The 17,952-nt window shown below is 28.3% G+C and carries 18 protein-coding genes; 6 read left to right on the top strand and 12 right to left on the bottom strand.

All coding sequences use genetic code 11. The features are described from left to right. Positions 1-4: 4 nt before the first annotated feature. Genes rfbD through FIA58_RS07890 form a run of 10 tightly spaced genes read right to left on the bottom strand, consistent with a single transcriptional unit; the run spans position 5 to position 10,241 of the window. Positions 5-922, bottom strand: coding sequence for a dTDP-4-dehydrorhamnose reductase (gene rfbD, locus FIA58_RS07935; RefSeq protein WP_140961926.1), 918 nt, complete (start codon positions 920-922; stop codon positions 5-7). Next, entirely contained in the window at positions 916-1,467 is a 552-nt protein-coding gene (rfbC, locus tag FIA58_RS07930) for a dTDP-4-dehydrorhamnose 3,5-epimerase (RefSeq protein ID WP_140961924.1), read from the bottom strand. The genes rfbD and rfbC overlap by 7 nt, the downstream gene beginning before the upstream one ends. After that, complete coding sequence (rfbA, locus tag FIA58_RS07925; protein WP_140961922.1) at positions 1,467-2,330, bottom strand: glucose-1-phosphate thymidylyltransferase RfbA; 864 nt, start codon at positions 2,328-2,330, stop codon at positions 1,467-1,469. Before rfbA ends, rfbC begins: the two co-directional genes overlap by 1 nt. Positions 2,331-2,359: 29 nt before the next feature. Continuing rightward, a complete protein-coding gene (gene rfbB, locus FIA58_RS07920; protein ID WP_140961920.1) occupies positions 2,360-3,373 on the bottom strand; it encodes a dTDP-glucose 4,6-dehydratase in 1,014 nt (337 codons plus the stop codon). Next, positions 3,373-4,341 (bottom strand): hypothetical protein, encoded by a 969-nt coding sequence (locus tag FIA58_RS07915; protein WP_140961918.1) that lies wholly within the window; start codon positions 4,339-4,341, stop codon positions 3,373-3,375. Before FIA58_RS07915 ends, rfbB begins: the two co-directional genes overlap by 1 nt. Before the next feature lie 7 nt (positions 4,342-4,348). Next, positions 4,349-6,040, bottom strand: a complete 1,692-nt coding sequence (locus tag FIA58_RS07910; protein ID WP_140961916.1) for a DUF6909 family protein — start codon at positions 6,038-6,040, stop codon at positions 4,349-4,351. Positions 6,041-6,084: 44 nt separating this feature from the next. Further along, positions 6,085-6,954 (bottom strand): carboxypeptidase-like regulatory domain-containing protein, encoded by an 870-nt coding sequence (locus tag FIA58_RS07905; protein ID WP_140961914.1) that lies wholly within the window; start codon positions 6,952-6,954, stop codon positions 6,085-6,087. Position 6,955: 1 nt separating this feature from the next. Next, entirely contained in the window at positions 6,956-7,873 is a 918-nt protein-coding gene (locus FIA58_RS07900; protein ID WP_140961912.1) for a carboxypeptidase-like regulatory domain-containing protein, read from the bottom strand. A 9-nt stretch (positions 7,874-7,882) separates the two neighbouring features. After that, entirely contained in the window at positions 7,883-9,370 is a 1,488-nt protein-coding gene (locus FIA58_RS07895) for a GH3 auxin-responsive promoter family protein (RefSeq protein ID WP_140961910.1), read from the bottom strand. 4 nt (positions 9,371-9,374) lie between these two features. After that, positions 9,375-10,241 (bottom strand): murein hydrolase activator EnvC family protein, encoded by an 867-nt coding sequence (locus FIA58_RS07890; protein WP_140961908.1) that lies wholly within the window; start codon positions 10,239-10,241, stop codon positions 9,375-9,377. 131 nt (positions 10,242-10,372) lie between these two features. Between FIA58_RS07890 and tatA the strand changes: the two genes are divergently transcribed. The 6 genes from tatA to FIA58_RS07860 all read left to right on the top strand — a co-directional run bounded on the left by tatA (position 10,373) and on the right by FIA58_RS07860 (position 14,911). Next, positions 10,373-10,573: a twin-arginine translocase TatA/TatE family subunit gene (tatA, locus tag FIA58_RS07885; protein ID WP_140961906.1), complete on the top strand. Its 201-nt coding sequence runs from the start codon at positions 10,373-10,375 to the stop codon at positions 10,571-10,573. Between the two features lie 132 nt (positions 10,574-10,705). Next, positions 10,706-11,164, top strand: coding sequence for a hypothetical protein (locus tag FIA58_RS07880; protein ID WP_140961904.1), 459 nt, complete (start codon positions 10,706-10,708; stop codon positions 11,162-11,164). Positions 11,165-11,166: 2 nt separating this feature from the next. Next, positions 11,167-11,853 (top strand): hypothetical protein, encoded by a 687-nt coding sequence (locus tag FIA58_RS07875; protein ID WP_140961902.1) that lies wholly within the window; start codon positions 11,167-11,169, stop codon positions 11,851-11,853. A 136-nt stretch (positions 11,854-11,989) separates the two neighbouring features. Next, positions 11,990-12,976 carry a hypothetical protein gene (locus tag FIA58_RS07870; protein WP_140961900.1) on the top strand — a complete coding sequence of 329 codons (987 nt, stop codon included), beginning with the start codon at positions 11,990-11,992 and terminating at the stop codon, positions 12,974-12,976. A gap of 5 nt (positions 12,977-12,981) precedes the next feature. Next, positions 12,982-14,028, top strand: a complete 1,047-nt coding sequence (locus FIA58_RS07865; protein WP_140961898.1) for an RNA polymerase sigma factor — start codon at positions 12,982-12,984, stop codon at positions 14,026-14,028. A 55-nt stretch (positions 14,029-14,083) separates the two neighbouring features. Further along, positions 14,084-14,911 (top strand): hypothetical protein, encoded by an 828-nt coding sequence (locus tag FIA58_RS07860; protein WP_140961896.1) that lies wholly within the window; start codon positions 14,084-14,086, stop codon positions 14,909-14,911. A gap of 3 nt (positions 14,912-14,914) precedes the next feature. On the opposite strand, the gene FIA58_RS07855 is transcribed toward FIA58_RS07860, so the two are convergent. Then, the gene (locus tag FIA58_RS07855) at positions 14,915-17,038 is read right to left on the bottom strand and encodes a Tex family protein (RefSeq protein WP_140961894.1); all 2,124 of its coding nucleotides are present in this window, start codon (positions 17,036-17,038) and stop codon (positions 14,915-14,917) included. Between the two features lie 78 nt (positions 17,039-17,116). Further along, positions 17,117-17,935, bottom strand: coding sequence for an NAD(P)H-hydrate dehydratase (locus FIA58_RS07850; RefSeq protein ID WP_140961892.1), 819 nt, complete (start codon positions 17,933-17,935; stop codon positions 17,117-17,119). Between the last annotated feature and the right edge of the window lie 17 nt (positions 17,936-17,952).

Here is a 17,952-nt window from a genome sequence, read left to right as displayed (position 1 = left end):
TTAATTATACCTTTTGAAGACATTTTGAAAGACTTGTTTTCCAATCCTCAATAGATAAATTGAATTTTGCTTTTATTTTGCTTTTATCTAAAACACTATAAGCTGGCCTTTTTGCAAGTGTTGGATAAGCAGAAGTTGAAATTGGTTTTAACTCAATAGTTATTTCTTTTTGTTTAAATATTTCTTTTGCAAATTCATACCATGAACAGCTTCCTTCATTACTAAAATTATATATACCGAAATTAAGTTCTGCCTTTTCGAACCCACTTGAAATGATACATATGTTTATTAAAACCTCTGCTAAATCAACCGCATAAGTTGGTGTACCAATTTGATCCTCTACAACTGATAATGTTTCCCTTTCTGAGGCTAAACGCAACATTGTTTTCATAAAGTTGTTTCCAAATTCTGAATATACCCATGATGTTCTAACGATAAAATGTTTTTCCCATGTGTTTTGAATAGCTTGCTCTCCTTGCAGTTTTGTTAAACCATAAATTCCGTTAGGAAAAGGAACGTCTATTTCTTGTAATCCTAAGTTACTTTTTAATGGCAAACGTAATTCTCGATCATAAAATGCTATTCCATCTGAAAAATAAGCATCGAAAACAAAATCAGTTGAAACATGAAGTAAAACTGTATTGTGTTCTTTACAAATTTCAGCCAAATTTTGAGCTCCATTTGAATTAATCTCAAAAGCCTTTTCAGGGTCACTTTCTGCTTTATCAACAGCTGTATATGCAGCAGCGTTTATACAATAATCTGGATCGTATTTTTTAAAAAATTTAGTGCAGTTTTCTTTATTAGTAATATCCAATTGTGAAGAAGTGCAAAAAATAAAATCGATTGAGGAATATTTCCCAACAACCGACTGTATTGACTGACCCAATTGACCATTACTTCCAGTAACTAAGATTACCATACCTTTTTAGCATTATCAATTATGGGCAATACTCTATCTTTATCTGAAATAATTAGTTTTTCTAAAGGGAAATTCCAATCTATTTTAATGGTCTTGTCATTAAAAATCACCCCTCCTTCACTTTCCTTATTATAGAAATTATCACATTTGTAAAAGAACGTTGCTGTTTCGCTTAAAACTAAAAAACCATGTGCAAATCCTCTTGGAACAAAAAATTGTTTCTGATTCTCGCCAGTTAAAACAACCGATTCATACTGTCCAAAAGTTAAAGAATCAGGTCTTAAGTCAACTGCAACATCAAGTACTTCTCCATTTAAGACACGAACTAATTTTGCTTGTGCATATATGCCTGTTTGATAATGTAACCCTCTTAAAACCCCTTTAGTAGAAAAAGATTGATTATCTTGAACAAAATGTACATCCTGTTCAACTCCTTTTGAGAATGTTTTTTCATTAAAACTCTCCATAAAATAACCGCGTTCATCTTTTATTATTCTTGGCTCAAGGATAAAACATCCTTTTAATTTTGTTTCAGTAAACTGCATTATTCTTTAATTAAGCTCATTAAATGGGTGCCATAACCACTTTTTAATAAGGGTTCTGCTATTTTTTTTAATTGTTTGGAATTGATAAACCCCATTTTGTAAGCTGCTTCTTCAATAGCTCCAATTTTTAATCCTTGTCTTTCTTCTATTACTTGAACAAATTGTCCAGCTTGCATTAAAGATTGAAAAGTTCCTGTATCTAACCATGCGGTACCTCTATCTAAAATAGAAACTTGCAATTTACCTTTTTCTAAATAAACTTTATTAATATCTGTAATTTCTAATTCACCTCTAGGACTTGGCTTTATATTAGCAGCAATTTCTAATACTTCATTATCATAGAAATAAATCCCTGGAACGGCAAAATTAGATTTAGGATTAGTTGGTTTTTCTTCAATGGAAAGAACTTTTCCTCCATTATCAAAATCTACAACTCCATAACGTTCAGGGTCATGAACATGATAAGCGTAAACAATTCCTCCTTCTGGATTGCTATTAGCTTGCAACAATTCTGCTAAGCCAGTTCCGTAAAATATATTATCTCCAAGAATTAAAGCAACTTTATCGTCACCTACAAACTCTTTTCCAATTATAAAAGCTTCTGCTAGCCCATTAGGCTTTTCTTGGACCTCATATTCAAAACGGCAACCTAATATAGAACCATCCCCTAATAATTTTTCAAACAAAGGTAAATCTTGTGGAGTTGAAATAATCAAAATTTCACGAATTCCTGCCCACATTAATGTTGATAATGGATAGTAAATCATGGGTTTATCATAAATTGGCATTAGCTGTTTACTAACTGCTAATGTCAATGGATGTAAACGTGTTCCTGATCCACCAGCTAAAATTATTCCTTTCATAATCAATAATTTATAAGGTTAAAATAAACTTAAAATTGAAACTTTTTTAAATACCATTCTACAGTTTTTTCTATACCTGTTTCAAAATTTTCATCTGCTTTCCAACCTAATTCATTTTCAATTTTTGTTGCATCAATTGCATATCTTCTATCGTGTCCTGGTCTGTCTTTTACAAATGTTATTAGGTCTTGATATCTTCTTTCTTCCTTAGGTAGTTTTTTATTTAAAATTTCACAAATAGTATCAACTATGTATAAGTTATTACGTTCATTTCTACCTCCAATGTTATAAGTTTCTCCTTCTATACCCTTTTTAAAAGCTAATTCAATTCCTTTACAGTGATCAATAACGTACAACCAATCACGAATATTTTTACCATCTCCATATATAGGGATATTTTCACCAGCAATTGCTTTACGTATTATAGTTGGAATCAATTTTTCATTATGTTGCTTTGGACCATAGTTATTAGAACAATTAGTGGTAACCACATTCATTCCATAAGTATGGAAATAACTTCTTACAATCATATCTGATCCTGCTTTTGAGGCAGAATAAGGGCTATTTGGAGCATAAGGTGTAGTTTCTTCAAACAGACCCGTCTCTCCTAGTGTTCCATAAACTTCATCTGTAGAAACATGATGAAAACGTGATTTTTTAAAAATATCTTTATACTCATTAGGTCCATTCATCCATAATTTTCTTGAAGAATCCAAAAGATTAAAAGTTCCTAAAACATTAGTTTTAATAAATGCTTCTGGTCCAGAGATAGAATTATCAACATGGCTTTCTGCTGCAAAATGAATAACATCATGAAATTGATATTTATTAAATAAATCTTCAATAAAATGGCTATCACAAATATCTCCTTTTATGAAAGTATAACGAGAATTATTCTCAACTTCTTTAAGATTCTCTAAATTACCTGCATAAGTTAATGCGTCTAAATTGACTAAATGGTATTCTGTATTGTTTTCTAAAAAATAAGGAATAAAATTTGACCCTATAAAACCTGCTCCACCTGTAATTAAAATATACTTCATTAATAATTTCTTTTGGCTATTTGATCTTTATAAAAATTTCTAAAGACTATTAGTAAAAAAAAGCAAAATAATAAAACAAAAGGAATAATTATCTTCATTTTATTTTTAATCCATTCTGTGTTTTTAATATTAATAGTTGAACTAATTTCTTTTATTATTTTATCTGAATTAATTAAGTTTATTCTATTATTTCCTTGTTCTTCAACTAATGCTTCTTTCGTTTCAATAATGTCGTTTAGTTGACTATTCTCATTATAATATACTAGTTTATCATTTTTTTGATTATTCGAAGAAGTACTTGCAAACTCATTTAATAAAGAATTTATTTGAACTATAGTACTATCGTTTGCAATAATTTTTTCTTGTATATTTTGCAAATTTTGTTTCTTTATAGATTCATAATATTCTGAGGTATTTAAAAAAGCTAAAATAGGCTCAACAGTCTTTTTATAGTTTGTTGTTCCTTTGGTACTGAATTTAATATTATGAATGGGGTAGTTTTTACTAGTGATATCATTTTCAATAATTTTCTGTAGATCACCATCTTCCGCCATTAATTTAATTAAATCAAAATTTTCTGGTTTATTAGCAATAAATTTATAAACATCTATTATTGGTTCAATTTCTATTTTACCAAAATTTTCAATATCCTTAATGCCAATTGAATTTAAAAATAAAGTATCTTTTTCTTTATTTTTTGCATTTAATAAATCAATTTTTGCATATAGATAATCTGAACTTCCAAAGTTAGGAGTTACTAGAATAGTATGGCTATAAGCTTTATTGTTCTTATCTAAAAAAAAACCAACACCAAACCCTATAGCAACTAAAATAATTAATACAATTATATTTCTTTTAATAAAAAGAATAAAATCAAAAATTGAATCTAAGAAAAAATTGAAAAAATCTTTTATTTTTTGGAAAACTTGTCCTAAATCAATTTCTTGGTCTTGAGAATTTGTACTCATAAAGAATTTAGTTTACGTTGAAAATTTGTTCTAGTATTTTAATTGTAATAAGATAAGTTGGCTTAACACCTGTTGTTCCTAAACCTCCTGAGGCCAGTGTACTACCTGTCTCTAAAGGATTATCAGAAGCATAATAAGCATAACGCACCTTTACATTAGCATTAATACTTTTTCTAATTCTTGAAGCAGATTGAATAGCTTTTTGATAATATGCGCCTTCCATTTCTAAACCAATAGCCTCCCAAGTTGATTCATGAAAGAACTTCAATAAATCTCTGTTTTGTAGGGATGTTCCCAAAACAGTAATCATAGGTCCCGAAAAAACTGGTATACCATTACCCTCAAACATTTTAGCAGTTAATTCGTTTTCAAAAGGATAATTATCCGCTGTTCCTTCATTTACATGAGCATTTGGAATCATAATATCTCCTTTTCCTCCTTGTAAAATTCCAGCTTTACCCATTATAGAAACCGATTCAACATTTAAAAGTAACTTACTTTTTTTATCTGTTTTAAATGGCTTTAATAATTCATCTATTGTTTCAAAAGCTTGCTCTCCAAAAGCATAATCCATTACTATTAAAACTGGTTTTTCTTCTCCATTTTTTGAATTAAAGAATATTGTCTTCTTTAAATCTATTTTGGCTGTGTCAAAAATTTGAACGTCTATATTTGTTCCTGATGTGTCTGGAATAGAAATCATTCCTTGTTTAAAGGCATAATCTTCTACTTTTTTACGTAATTCTTTATTATTAGAACTACTCAAGTCTTCAAAAATTTGGAATTCAGAAGTTTCTTTATATTTTTTTCCTATTACAGGTTCAGCAAAAATTGAATTCATTACACTATGCATATTAGCACTAATAATATGTAATGGTCTTTCAATTAAATTATTAGTTAATAAGACTTCTTTTATATTGGTTGCCCAAATATCTCCATATATATGATGTCCTAATCTTTCTCTCAAAATAGGACTAAACGTTATTGTACGTTTATTATTATCTACAATTTCTTCAATCGCAAGTTTTCCTAACCAATATACTACATGAATAAAACGATCCGGTGCTTCTGAAGTAGCAAAATCATCATAAATATCTTTTACCTCAGCAAATGTTCTTCCTAATACATTTGCCGCATGAGAAATTGCTTTTTCTCTTTCAATTAACGTTAGTTTTTTGGTTTGATTCACTACTTGTTCTAGCTTTTGCCAATCTCTTGTAACCGAACCATCATCAGCAATTAAAACTCTATCTTTTATCTTGTGAGATTCTATAAAAATAAATGTTAAATGCGTTAAAATATCATAAATATCAGAACGTCCTCTAGTAATTTCCACATTCATTTGTTCATCGTCTATACGATAACAATTTCTTCTTCTTTTAGGTGGAACAATTGGTTTAAAATGAGAATTTGAATATCCTTCATCCGAAGTTAGATTAATATAGCGGCATTCTTCAATTCCAATTGGAAGCCTTTCAATTACATATAATAATCCATTTAATTCTACTTTTTCTTCGGCTATACTTCCATAAATTTCAGGTCGAAGTGAAAGTAATGCTTCTCTTAAAGTTTCTCCAGAAACACCCATTGGTTTATAAAAACCTCTATTAAATAAATGTCTCATTGTAATATACAGTCGTTCAATAGCTGCTGACGACTCTTGCGCTCTTGAACGCGAAATGTTTTTAATGTCCTTCATTAATATTTTGTTTATCTAACCAACAAAGGTAAGATTTTTATTTTTTAATTGGTTAATATTAGATTAATAGCCGGTTCGAAAATTGTTAATTTATCCAATGGATCTTTTTCATTTGTTTTTTTATTCCATTTTCCACCAAAAAAACTATATAAAAAATCTCTCTCTACATAATTATATAAAACCAATGGATAATATGTTTTTTGGGTTTTTTCTCTTTTTGTATACGGATCTATTATTTGTCTTTCTAATTTATTGCTTTCAATCATTAATTTCTCATAAGCCACAAAAATACCATTTGTTGGTATTACCAAATTGTAATCAGATATATCAAACTTGTTTTTTAAAATTCCTTTATTTATAGATACTAAAAAATCTTTATTTAATAATTCTTTTCCTGGTGAACCGTCTTCGTTAACACTATAAAAATGAATTTTTATAGTGGCTTTTTCTATCTTACTATCAGTATGAATACTAACTTTTTTGATAAACTTTATCTTTTTATAAAAATCCTTGTATGGAAAATATTTTGCTTCAATTTTAGGTCCATTATCAAATGTTTGTAAAATAGTATTTGGTGTTTTTCCAATTTCTATTTCTTTTGTGTCTTTTTTATTTAAAAGAACTACTTCGTTTAATTCTATTACTGATGCTTTTAAATAAACTTCTTTTGCATTAACAACCTTAACGCTTTTTTTAAGAAATCCTAAAGCTGAAAAAACTAATTTTTTATTGGTTCCTTTAACGTTTATAGAAAAACTTCCATCAAAATCTGATGTGGTTCCAGTTTCTTCGTTTTCTACCCAAATATTTACAAATGGAATTGGTTGACCAGTAAGACTGTCTCTTACAATTCCTTTCACTTGAGCAGAAAGAGAAAATTTAGTTAATAGCAAGAAGATTAATATGTATTTCATTCTAATTGCTCATTATAATTTCTAATGAAGGTATTAAATATTTATTATGATACTTTCTCATTAAAAGGTTCTCATAACTTTTTGGTTTTTTTAATTCTATTTTTGAACGACGTTTCCAATTAGTTGAGTTGGGCGAATAGCAAAAATTATTCTCTTCTGACGGTACATATGCTAAATTTGGTTGATATGAAAACTCTTTTCTTTTATATTTATTACCCAAATTGTCTTTATAAGTTCTTTCACTATAATATTTGTTTTCTTCAATTAATAATTTTTCAAAAACAATATAAAAACCATTTTCAGGTATTTTAATATTTAAATCTGTAAAATCCTTTTTATTAGCTTTACTTCCTTTTTTTACTTCAACTATAATTTCTTCATTAATAATATCGTCTCCAGGTGTTTTATCAACATTACTTTCTAAGATTCTAATTCTTATAATAGCTTTATCGATATCTGAAATTGTATGAAACTTTATTTCTTTTAAATAAGGATGTTTTAATACATCCTCAGTAGCTTCGAAAAAAACAGCATTAGAATTAAAATCTAATCGATAGCGGAAACCGCTTGCGTCATAGTTTCCAATTTTAATTTGCTTTGTTTTTTTAGATGACGTTAAGACAACTTCATTTAAATCATATACTTTTCCAACTAATTGAACATTTTCAATTGCTGTGGATTTTACATTTTTAGTTTTAAAACCTATAGCTGAAAAGATTATGTTTTTTTCTTCTTTAATATCTAACAAAAATGTTCCATCTATTTCAGAAGTAGTACCTATATTTTCATTTTCTACCCAAATATTTACAAATGAAATAGGTTTTCCTGTAAGACTATCTTTTACAATTCCTTTCACCTGTGCAGAAAGAAAAAATGTAATTAATAATAAAAATAAGGTTAACAATCTTTTTTGTTTCATGTCTTTAATCTAAACTCTTTTTAATTTTTCAACAATTGATCTGTTATCACTCAATCTTGGTAACTTATTTTGACCTCCTAATTTTCCTATCGATTTCATATACTCTTGAAACCCATTTTTACTAACTTTTGAAATGACAATTGTACGCAAAACTTTACCCACAATTAAATCATCATAATATACATTTTGTTTTCGCATAGCCAGATCTATTTTTAAGGCAAATGCTTCTATATCATTTGGTTCATTTTCAAACTCAATAAACCATTCGTGATAGGGTAGTCCTTCTTTAGGAGTAATTTGTGGTGCAACTGTAAATTCATTTACAGAAATAGTAGTTCCTGCAGTTGCCTCTTGTAAAGCACTTTCAACTTCTTTAGCAATAACATGTTCTCCAAATGCTGAAATAAAATGTTTTATTCGACCAGAAACAATAATTCTATAAGGTTTTAAACTGGTAAACTGAACTGTATCACCAATATTATATGCCCAAAGACCTGCATTTGTTGAAATAATTAACACATAGTTGATTCCTAACTCAACTTCTCCTATTGTGTAACGTTTTGGATCATCAGTATAAAATTCGGAAGCTTTAATAAATTCGTAAAAAATTCCTGCATTTAATAATAATAACATTCCTTTTTCTTTTTGTGAATCTTGATAGGCGAAAAAACCTTCAGATGCTGGAAAAAGTTCAATTGAATCCACTTTTCTACCAATTAAATTTTCAAATTTAGCTCTATATGGTTCATAGTTAACACCTCCATAAATAAATAAATTAAAATTTTTAAAAATTTCACCTATAGGTTTATTGGCTTTTTCCTTTAGTTTTTCGAAATACATTTGTACCCAAGAAGGAATTCCTGAAATAACAGCCATGTCTTCTTTTATAGTTTCATCAACAATTGTATTTACTTTGGTTTCCCAATCTTCAATACAATTAGTTTCCCAACTTGGCATCCTATTTTTTTGTAAATATTTTGGAACAAAATGTGCTACAATTCCTGATAATCTTCCCAATTTTACTCCATTTTTATCTTCTAAAATAGGGCTTCCTTGTAAAAAAATCATTTTTCCATCTACAAAATCTGCATTGCCGGTTTCGTTTATATATGATAAAATAGCATTTCGGGCTGCTTGAATATGATAAGGCATCGATTCTTCTGTAAGTGGAATATATTTAGCCCCAGAAGTTGTTCCCGAGGTTTTAGCAAGGTAAAGAGGTTTTCCTCTCCAAAGTATATCTTCTTCACCTTTTACAACTCTTTCTACATAAGGTTTTAATTGTTCGTAGTCTCTTACTGGGACATTTTTAGTAAAATCTTCAAAAGACGTAATGTTACTAAAATGATGGTCTTTACCAAATTGTGTTTCCTTAGCTGCTGCTATTAATTGTTGAAATACTTTTTTCTGTGTTTCAATAGGATTTTTAATCCATTTCTGATTTTTCTGATGTACTTGTTTTGCGAAAATTTTTGCTGCAAAAGTCTTAATTGACATAGTCTTATTGAAAATTAATAAACTGTGTAGGGTTGATTGGAAAACCATCTTTCCAAAGTTCAAAACGAAGATTTATACTTTCATCTTTATTTGAAGTACCTGCTAAAGCAATAACTTCTCCTGACTTAACAGTATCTCCTTGTTTTTTTGTTGCAGAAGCTGCATTTTTATAAACAGATAATATTCCCTCTTGATGTTCTACAATTACAACATATCCATAAGAAGGAGTCCATTCAGAGAAAATAATAGTACCTGAAGCAACAGATTTAATTGGTGTATTATTTGCCAAAGCAACTTTAACTGCTAAAAAATTATTTTTTGCACTATAATTTTCTGTAATTGTTCCTTGAGCAGGTGAGAACAAAACAAAATTAACTTTAGGCTTAGCGTTTTCAAAAACATTGTATTTATCTTCTTGAATTACTTTATTTCTCAATTCCTTTTCAACTTCAGAAGTAACTATAGTGTTTTCATCAATATTCTGTTTTTCAGAGGCAATTAAAGAATCCTTATTCAATTTTGCATATTCTAAATCTCCTGTTAATACTTTTTTTATCGAATTAATGTATATGTCATTTAATTCAACTGATTTTTGAAGTGAATCTGATTTTATAGCTAAATTCATAGCGTCTTTTTTCAACTGTGTGGAAGCATAACCAGGAATATATTCTCTTAAAGGCGTAAAAGCAATTATATAAGTAGTAATACTAATTAAAAAAATAGCAGATAAAGTTACAACAACAAAAACATTCATTAAATTTAGTTTTAAAGAGAATGTTTCTTCAAAAGTATCTTCATTAAGAATAACTAACCTTCTTTTATTGAATAACTTGTTTAAAAGTAATTGTCTTTTTCTTCTTTTTTTTGCCATTAAACTTTTAATTATTTACTTACAAATATAAGAAATACAAAGGTTTTTTTAAGTTAAACAGTATAATTATTAGTTAAAAAATAAAGGTTTATCATTTTCTTGTTATCTTTGTATCATAAATTATTGAAATTATGAATGCATTAACAATATTTTTAGGTGTAATGGGTCCTGGTCAGTGGGTAATTATTGGTCTAGCTCTTTTATTACTTTTCGGTGGGAAAAAAATTCCAGAATTAATGAAGGGTCTTGGTGGTGGAGTAAAGGAATTTAAAAACGCTATGAAAGAAGAAGATCAAAAATTGACAAAAAAAGAAGACGATTCTAAAGAATAATCTTGTTAAATTAGATAATGAAAACCTGAATATTAACATAAAATTATGTTAATATTCAGGTTTTTTATTTGCTTTACACTTTACATATTTTATTTAAAATATATATTTACAGCTAATAAAAATATTTCTAACATGAAAAAAATTAAACATGTACTTTTATTTGGTCTCTTAATTTTTGGGGTCACTAATTCTTTTGGAAGAGCAAAAATTCCTTTTGGTAAAAAAGAAGTTATTAACATTGTATCTGAACTACCAGATAATGAAATGTATGAAACTAGTGAGGGAAGTAAAGAATATTTAGAGCTAGCTACATTACATGAAGAGTTTAATATTGCTTGGATTTTACCTTTGTGGATTACTCAAGATCCTAAATTGGTTTTATACAATGAAAAGTTAGAAACGTACTATGAAGTTCCAGAAGAAGAAATAGCTGCTATCTTAAAAGAAAACAATATCACTAAAGAAGATGTTTTAAAAGTTCCTTTTTATAATAAATATGGTGGTAAAATAATAGTTCTTTTATTAGTTGCAGGTATCATTTGGAGTTATGTAGGTAAAAAAGAAGATAGCGTTGAAGCAAAAGAAGTTTAATTATGAGTCCATTTCTAGTTTCAGGAATTGTTCTTTCTATTGGTTTTTTTATGATGTTTTACATGATGAAAAAAAATAAAAATCATGTTAATAATGAAGATTTAGAGAAAGAAAGAGTATATAGTGATCAATATCAAAAAGAACTTTTAGAAAAAGAATATCCTTACATAAAAAAATGGATGAAAAACGCTTCAATTGATGCATTTACATCTGCTTCGATACCTTATACAGGAATGGATAGAGCTAAAGATATTGGTAAAGATGTTTTAAAATCTGCAATGACTTTAGGCACTGTAAAATATACAACGGTAGAAACGCCTTCTTTTGTTGTTTTAAGTGAAGGAAAAATGCATTATTTTAGTACCGACGTAGAAGGAGATTTAAAAGAACATTTAATTTTTAACGCTGAACGCTTGAACCAAGCTATAGTTACATTAGATGTCAAAAAATCATCTGAAAATGCTACATCAAAAGCAAAAGAAAGTATGGGTAATAAATATTTATTTACTTTTGATATTGAAGGTCAAAAAAGTACCATAGCTGTTCATAATACGTTAATTTTTAATGCTGACATTACTTCTATGTTTGGGAATAATTACTCTAATAGGTTAACAAAAAATCAAGTTGTAGGAGAGCAGTTTTATACTAAAATAAGTTCTCTTTATCCAAATTTGAAAGCTAAAAGCTAAATTAAAAAAAATCAAATATTTAAAATCCAAACTTCAATTTTACTACTAAAATTGGATTTTGGATTTTTTTATTACCTTACTGCAACCTTTTTACTTTTTTAGGTCATTATTAAAAGAGCCTTTAATAAATAATAAGATGAAAAAATTAATTTTATTCCTAATTATTATATTGTCTATTCGTTGTAATAATGACGATATAATTAACCCAAGTACTCAAAATTCTGTAGATGTTTATGTAGCTGGTTCCAATAATGGTGAAGCTTGCTATTGGAAAAACAGTCAGATAACATTATTAAATTCTAGTGGTTTTACATCAGTTAGAGCCACAAAAATAATTGTTATTAATAATGATGTTTATGTTTTAGGCTTTGGTTTCGATACTAATTTTAATATCAATTATTTATACTGGAAAAATGGAGTTTTAACAGACTTAACATCTCAATTTAGCGATTTATTTGATGCTGTAACTGCAATTACAGATATGGAAATTATAAGTAATGATATATATTTTACAGGATTTACAGTATCTACTTCAGCTACAAATATTGAAAACAAACATGTATATTGGAAAAATAATACTAAGACTATTCTACATGTTTTTAGTGGTAATTTTGAAATAACACAATCAAAAATTAAAGTATTCGGAAACGATATTTACGTAACTGGTTATTCTCAATTTATGAATAGTGAAAATTTTGGTGGATATTATAAAAATGGAGTTTTTACTACTATAACCAACTCTTTTGTAATTGATTTTGCCATTAATAATAATGATATTTATGTATATGGTTTTGATTTTTTAACTACTAGTTTTTATTACAATATGATAAGTAATAACAATGTTGGTGTTATTTTTAATGATAATGATACTATTACTCAATTAGACTTTGAAAATAACGATATTTATTATGCAGGAACAGATAACAAAATATATAAAAATGGTACTTTAATTTACACTGAAAGTGCATCTGTTTCTAAACTTAAAGTATTAGATAGTAATTTATATGTAATTATTGGTTCTGATTTAATAGGAAGTAATTATAAATTAAAAATAAACAATGTTACAATAATGACAAGTACAGGAAATAATCAGTTTAACGATTTATTTATTGTCCAAAATTAATTTAAATGCAAAAAACGAATTGGCATGAAATATACACTGCATTTTCCCCAAAACTCTTGGGGATTTGTCGTAGATACATAAAAGATATTGCAACTGCAGAAGATATTGTTCAAGACTCTTTTATTGTGGCTATTCAAAAAGAAAGTGATTTAAAAAACAAAACAGCCTTAAAAGGATGGTTATGCCGAATTGTGATTAACAGAGCTATTTCTTATTTGAAAAATGAAAAATTAACTTCTTATGCTGATACAACTAATTTGGAATATATCGATGAAACAACAGAAATGAACACAGTAGTATTAGATAAAAGATCGGTTATTTTAGCTTCTGATTTTAGTCATGAAGATTTACTGGAAGCCATAGATTCTCTTTCCGAAAATCATAAAACGGTTTTCAATTTGTATATTATTGATGAATTTTCACATTTAGAAATTAGTAAGTTATTACAAATATCAGTAGGAACTTCTAAATCCAGTTTGTCAAGAGCTAGAAAAAATGTGCAACAATTCCTAGTTGATAAGCTGAAAAATAAAACTGACGAAAAGAAAAAAAGAAGAATTGCTTTTTTACTGTTTTTTGGTTTTGGAAATCAATTATTTGCTAATTATTATAAAAAAAGCTTTAATACATTTGAAATTACACCTAAAAAAGCTTTTGATTCCTCTAAAAAAATTGAAAATATAGCAATGTTTTTTTTAATAAAATCGAATGCTTTTTCAAATTATATGAAAACTGGTGTTGTACTATTAGGAGTTGTATTACTTATTCTTTTTTTTTATAAAGAAGAAAATGTACCTATTACAACTGTTAAAACACCTATTGTAAATAAAAAACAGGTAAAAGTGATTACAGAAGATTCAATCCATGAAACCCTTTTTGTTAAAAAAGACAGTTTAATTAAAAATGAAATTAAACCTAAAGTAAAAGCAAAGAAAATAACTCCAAAAATTACTTGGCAAAAAGATTCTTTAAGTATGGAAGAACCTAAAGAAATAGTAATAGTAAAAAGACAAATTATTAAAAAAGATACCGTTTATGTGGAAAAAAAATAATCTTTATTTTCTGCTCATATTTGTGCTAAATTTCAGCTTTTCTCAAGAAAAAAAAGTGGATACCGTTTATATTTATGAGGAAATAATCGTACGTGACACCATCTATATTGAAAAACCTTTAGAGAAAATAAAAATCAACAAGATTTCGATTAAACCATTAAAAAGAGGTGAAAAACCACAAATTACAATTTTTCAAAACAACAAAAAAACAATTATTCCCGTTGATACTTTAGTGATTGAAGAAAAGAAAAAGAATTTTATTTTCAATTGGAATTTCGGTTCTAAATTATATTTAGGATTTAATTCAAATACTTTATTAAAAGAATTTGATGCTAAAAATCAACTTAATCTTGGAATAGGTTTATTTGTTAAAAAAGCGATTTTTCATCCTGATTTTTCTATAGGAACCGGTTTTGAAACTTATTTGACAATGAATACCTCTCAATTAGACAATGCTACTTCAGATTCTTTTTTAAACGGTTTTTATTTTACTGATGATGAAAGTAGTCCAAAGTTATTTGAATCATTAGTTACAAAAGGTTTTCAATTTCAAATGCCAATACAATTCTATTGGAAAATAAAAAAATTTACTCCATCCATTGGTTGTTTTGGTGCTATTAGCAATTATGAATCCACATTTAAAGGCTCTTCTGAAAGTCTTCCCTTAACTCTAGATGAATCACAAAAATTTAATGCTAAAACATTATATTTCGGATACTTATTCCAACTCGAATATGCGATTTATAAAAAATGGTCTATAGGGCTTACTTATTCATTTGCTAATGCAAAAAATATAGTTTTTAAACGTAAAGAAGAAACTTTTTCAATAGATAAAAAGCTAACTCAAAATACATTTGGAATTAGCTTTTTATATCATTTTTAAAAATTAAAGAATCATCGTCAATTGAATCCTTTTCCTTGTTTCATCCACCTCAACAACTTTTACTTGAACATGTTGGTGTAGTTTTACTACTTCATTGACATCTGAAACAAAACCTTCTTTTAGTTGGGAAATATGTACCAAACCACTTTCTTTGATTCCTACATCTACAAAACAACCAAAAGCGGTAATGTTATTGACAATTCCTGGTAAAATCATTCCTGTTCGTAAATCTTTTATGGTTTTTACGTTAGGATCAAATTCGAAAACTTTGGCCGATTTTCTTGGATCTAATCCTGGTTTTTCAAGCTCTTTTACAATGTCTTTCAAACCTAACATTCCGATTTCTTCAGTGATATAATTCTCTAATTTTATTTGGCTGATTTTTTCTTTATTGGCTATTAATTCGTTAACCGAAATTTTTAAATCTTTGGCCATTTTTTCCACAATTTTATAGGCTTCAGGATGAACGGCTGAGTTGTCTAGAGGATTTTTTCCGTCTTTAATTCTAATAAAAGCCGCTGCTTGTTGATAAGCTTTTTCTCCTAATCTTGGTACTTTTTTAATTTGTTTTCTGTCTTCAAAAGGACCATTTTCGGAACGATACGCTATAATGTTTTCAGCCATTTTTTCTCCAATTCCAGAAACGTAACTTAATAGTGATTTACTAGCTGTGTTGATATTAATTCCAACTGAATTCACGCAACGGACAACAGTATTATCTAGTTCTTCTTTTAATTTATTTTGATCCACATCATGTTGGTATTGTCCAACTCCAATGGATTTGGCATCAATTTTTACTAGTTCAGCCAAAGGATCAGAAAGTCTTCTTCCAATAGAAACTGAACCTCGAACTGTTACATCAAAACTTGGAAATTCGTCTCTTGCAATTTTTGATGCTGAATAGACTGATGCTCCTGCTTCTGATACCACAAACACTTGAATGGGTTTGTCAAACGCGATTTTCTTAATAAAAAATTCAGTTTCTCGACTGGCTGTTCCATTTCCAATGGAAATCGCTTCAATACCATACGCATTTACCATAGAACGTATTTTTTTCATAGCCATTCCGCTTTCATTTTGTGGTGCATGTGGATAAATGGTTTCGTTGTACAACAAATCTCCTTTTTCGTCTAAACAAACCACTTTACAACCACTTCTAAAACCAGGGTCAATCGCTAAAATTCGTTTTTCTCCTAATGGTGGAGCCAATAATAATTGACCTAAATTGCCAGCAAAAACGTCTATCGCCTTTTCATCAGCTTTGGCTTTCGCTTCTTGTAAAGTTTCATTTGAAATTGCTGGTTCTAATAACCGTTTGTAACTATCTTTTATCGCAATTTTGACTTGTTCTGTAGATTCATTTCTTCCTTTTAAAATGTTTTCTTCAATAAAATCTATAGCTTCTTCGTTTTCAATCTCTACTTTTAGTTTGATAAAACCTTCTTTTTCAGCACGAAGCATCGCTAATAATCGATGTGAAGGTGCTTTTGAAATGGGTTCTGACCAATCGAAATATTGCTTGAATTTTTGAGCTTCTTCTTCCTCTGCTTTCTTTTTAACCACTTTGGAAGTTACTGTAGCTTTTCTTTGGAACAAACGTCGCAAATTCTTTCTAACATAAATATTTTCGTTAATCCATTCGGCAATTATATCTCTTGCTCCTTGTAAAGCTTCATCTTCATTTACTACATTTTTGGAAATGTATTTAGAGGCTTCGAACTCAATTTCATCATTATTTTGAGCCATAATGATTTTTGCTAAAGGTTCTAAACCATTTTCTCGAGCAACATCAGCTTTGGTTTTTTTCTTCTTTTTGTAAGGCAAATACAAATCTTCGATTTCTTGTAAATCGAAACTATTTTGAATTTTCGATTTTAATTCTGAAGTCAATTGTCCTTGTTCTTCAATGGTTTTTAAAATCGAATCTTTTCTTTTTACGATTTCGTCATATTGTTTGGCAAGTTTGGCAATGTTTTCAATTTCAACCTCATCTAAATTTCCAGTTTGATCTTTTCGGTAACGTGAAATAAAAGGAATTGTACAATCTTCTGAAAGGAATTGTAAAGTAGCTTGTATGTTTTTATCAGCTGTATTAACAACAGCTTTTATGAATTGTATTTGGTTCATTTTTATATAAAATTTCTAAAGTGCAATTTATGTAAATTACTTTAGTTGGTAGTAAATAGTAACGAAATTATCTGTAATTTATTCTTGAATTTTTTTAAAAGCTAGGCCTATATTTTCAATCACATCTGTAATTAACATACTTTCATTACTTTGGGAATTTAAAGTGATATCTGCTGCTAATCCATGAAGGTAAACTCCTAAAATAGTAGCTTGAATAGGTGAGTAGTTTTGTGCTAAAAAAGAGACGATTATTCCTGTTAAAGCATCGCCAGAACCCCCTTTTGCTAATCCTGAATTTCCAGTTGTGTTTTCAAAAGAATCAGTTCCGTTTGTAATAAAAGTTTGATGTCCTTTTAAAACAAGTACACAATTATATTGTTTTGCTTTTTCAGCAGCTGTATTTCTTCTTTCTTCTTCTGAATGATGAATACCAAACAATCTGTCAAATTCTTTAGGATGTGGTGTTAAAATAGTATTTACAGGTAATTGACTGAACCAATCTTGATTTATGGCCAAAATATTTAACGCATCTGCATCCATAACTAGAGCTTTTGCTTTTAATAATGACGCATAAACTTCTTTTTGAGCCGATTCATTTTGCTCTAATCCTGGGCCAATTCCTACTACATTGTATACTGAAAAATCTGTTATAGCCTCTCGAAAATGGATCATAGCTTCTGGTAAAAAAGTAAGTAGAGCCAGTTTTTCGTCTTTAGGAATGGAAACCGTTAACAAACCAACACCAGATCTTAGACACGCTTTTGAGGCAATTAAAGCCGCTCCCATTTTATTAGAACTTCCAGCAATTAAAAGTGCATGACCATAATTTCCTTTATGAGTATTTTCTTTTCTCTTTGTGTAAATGGTTTTTATAAATGCTAAATCAACAATTTTCATTTTTTTATAGTTTTTTT

Source organism: Flavobacterium jejuense, from assembly GCF_006491595.2.
Classification (GTDB): domain Bacteria; phylum Bacteroidota; class Bacteroidia; order Flavobacteriales; family Flavobacteriaceae; genus Flavobacterium; species Flavobacterium jejuense.
The sequence above is the reverse complement of the archived record's forward strand: the minus strand, read 5'-3'. Positions and strand labels throughout refer to the sequence as shown.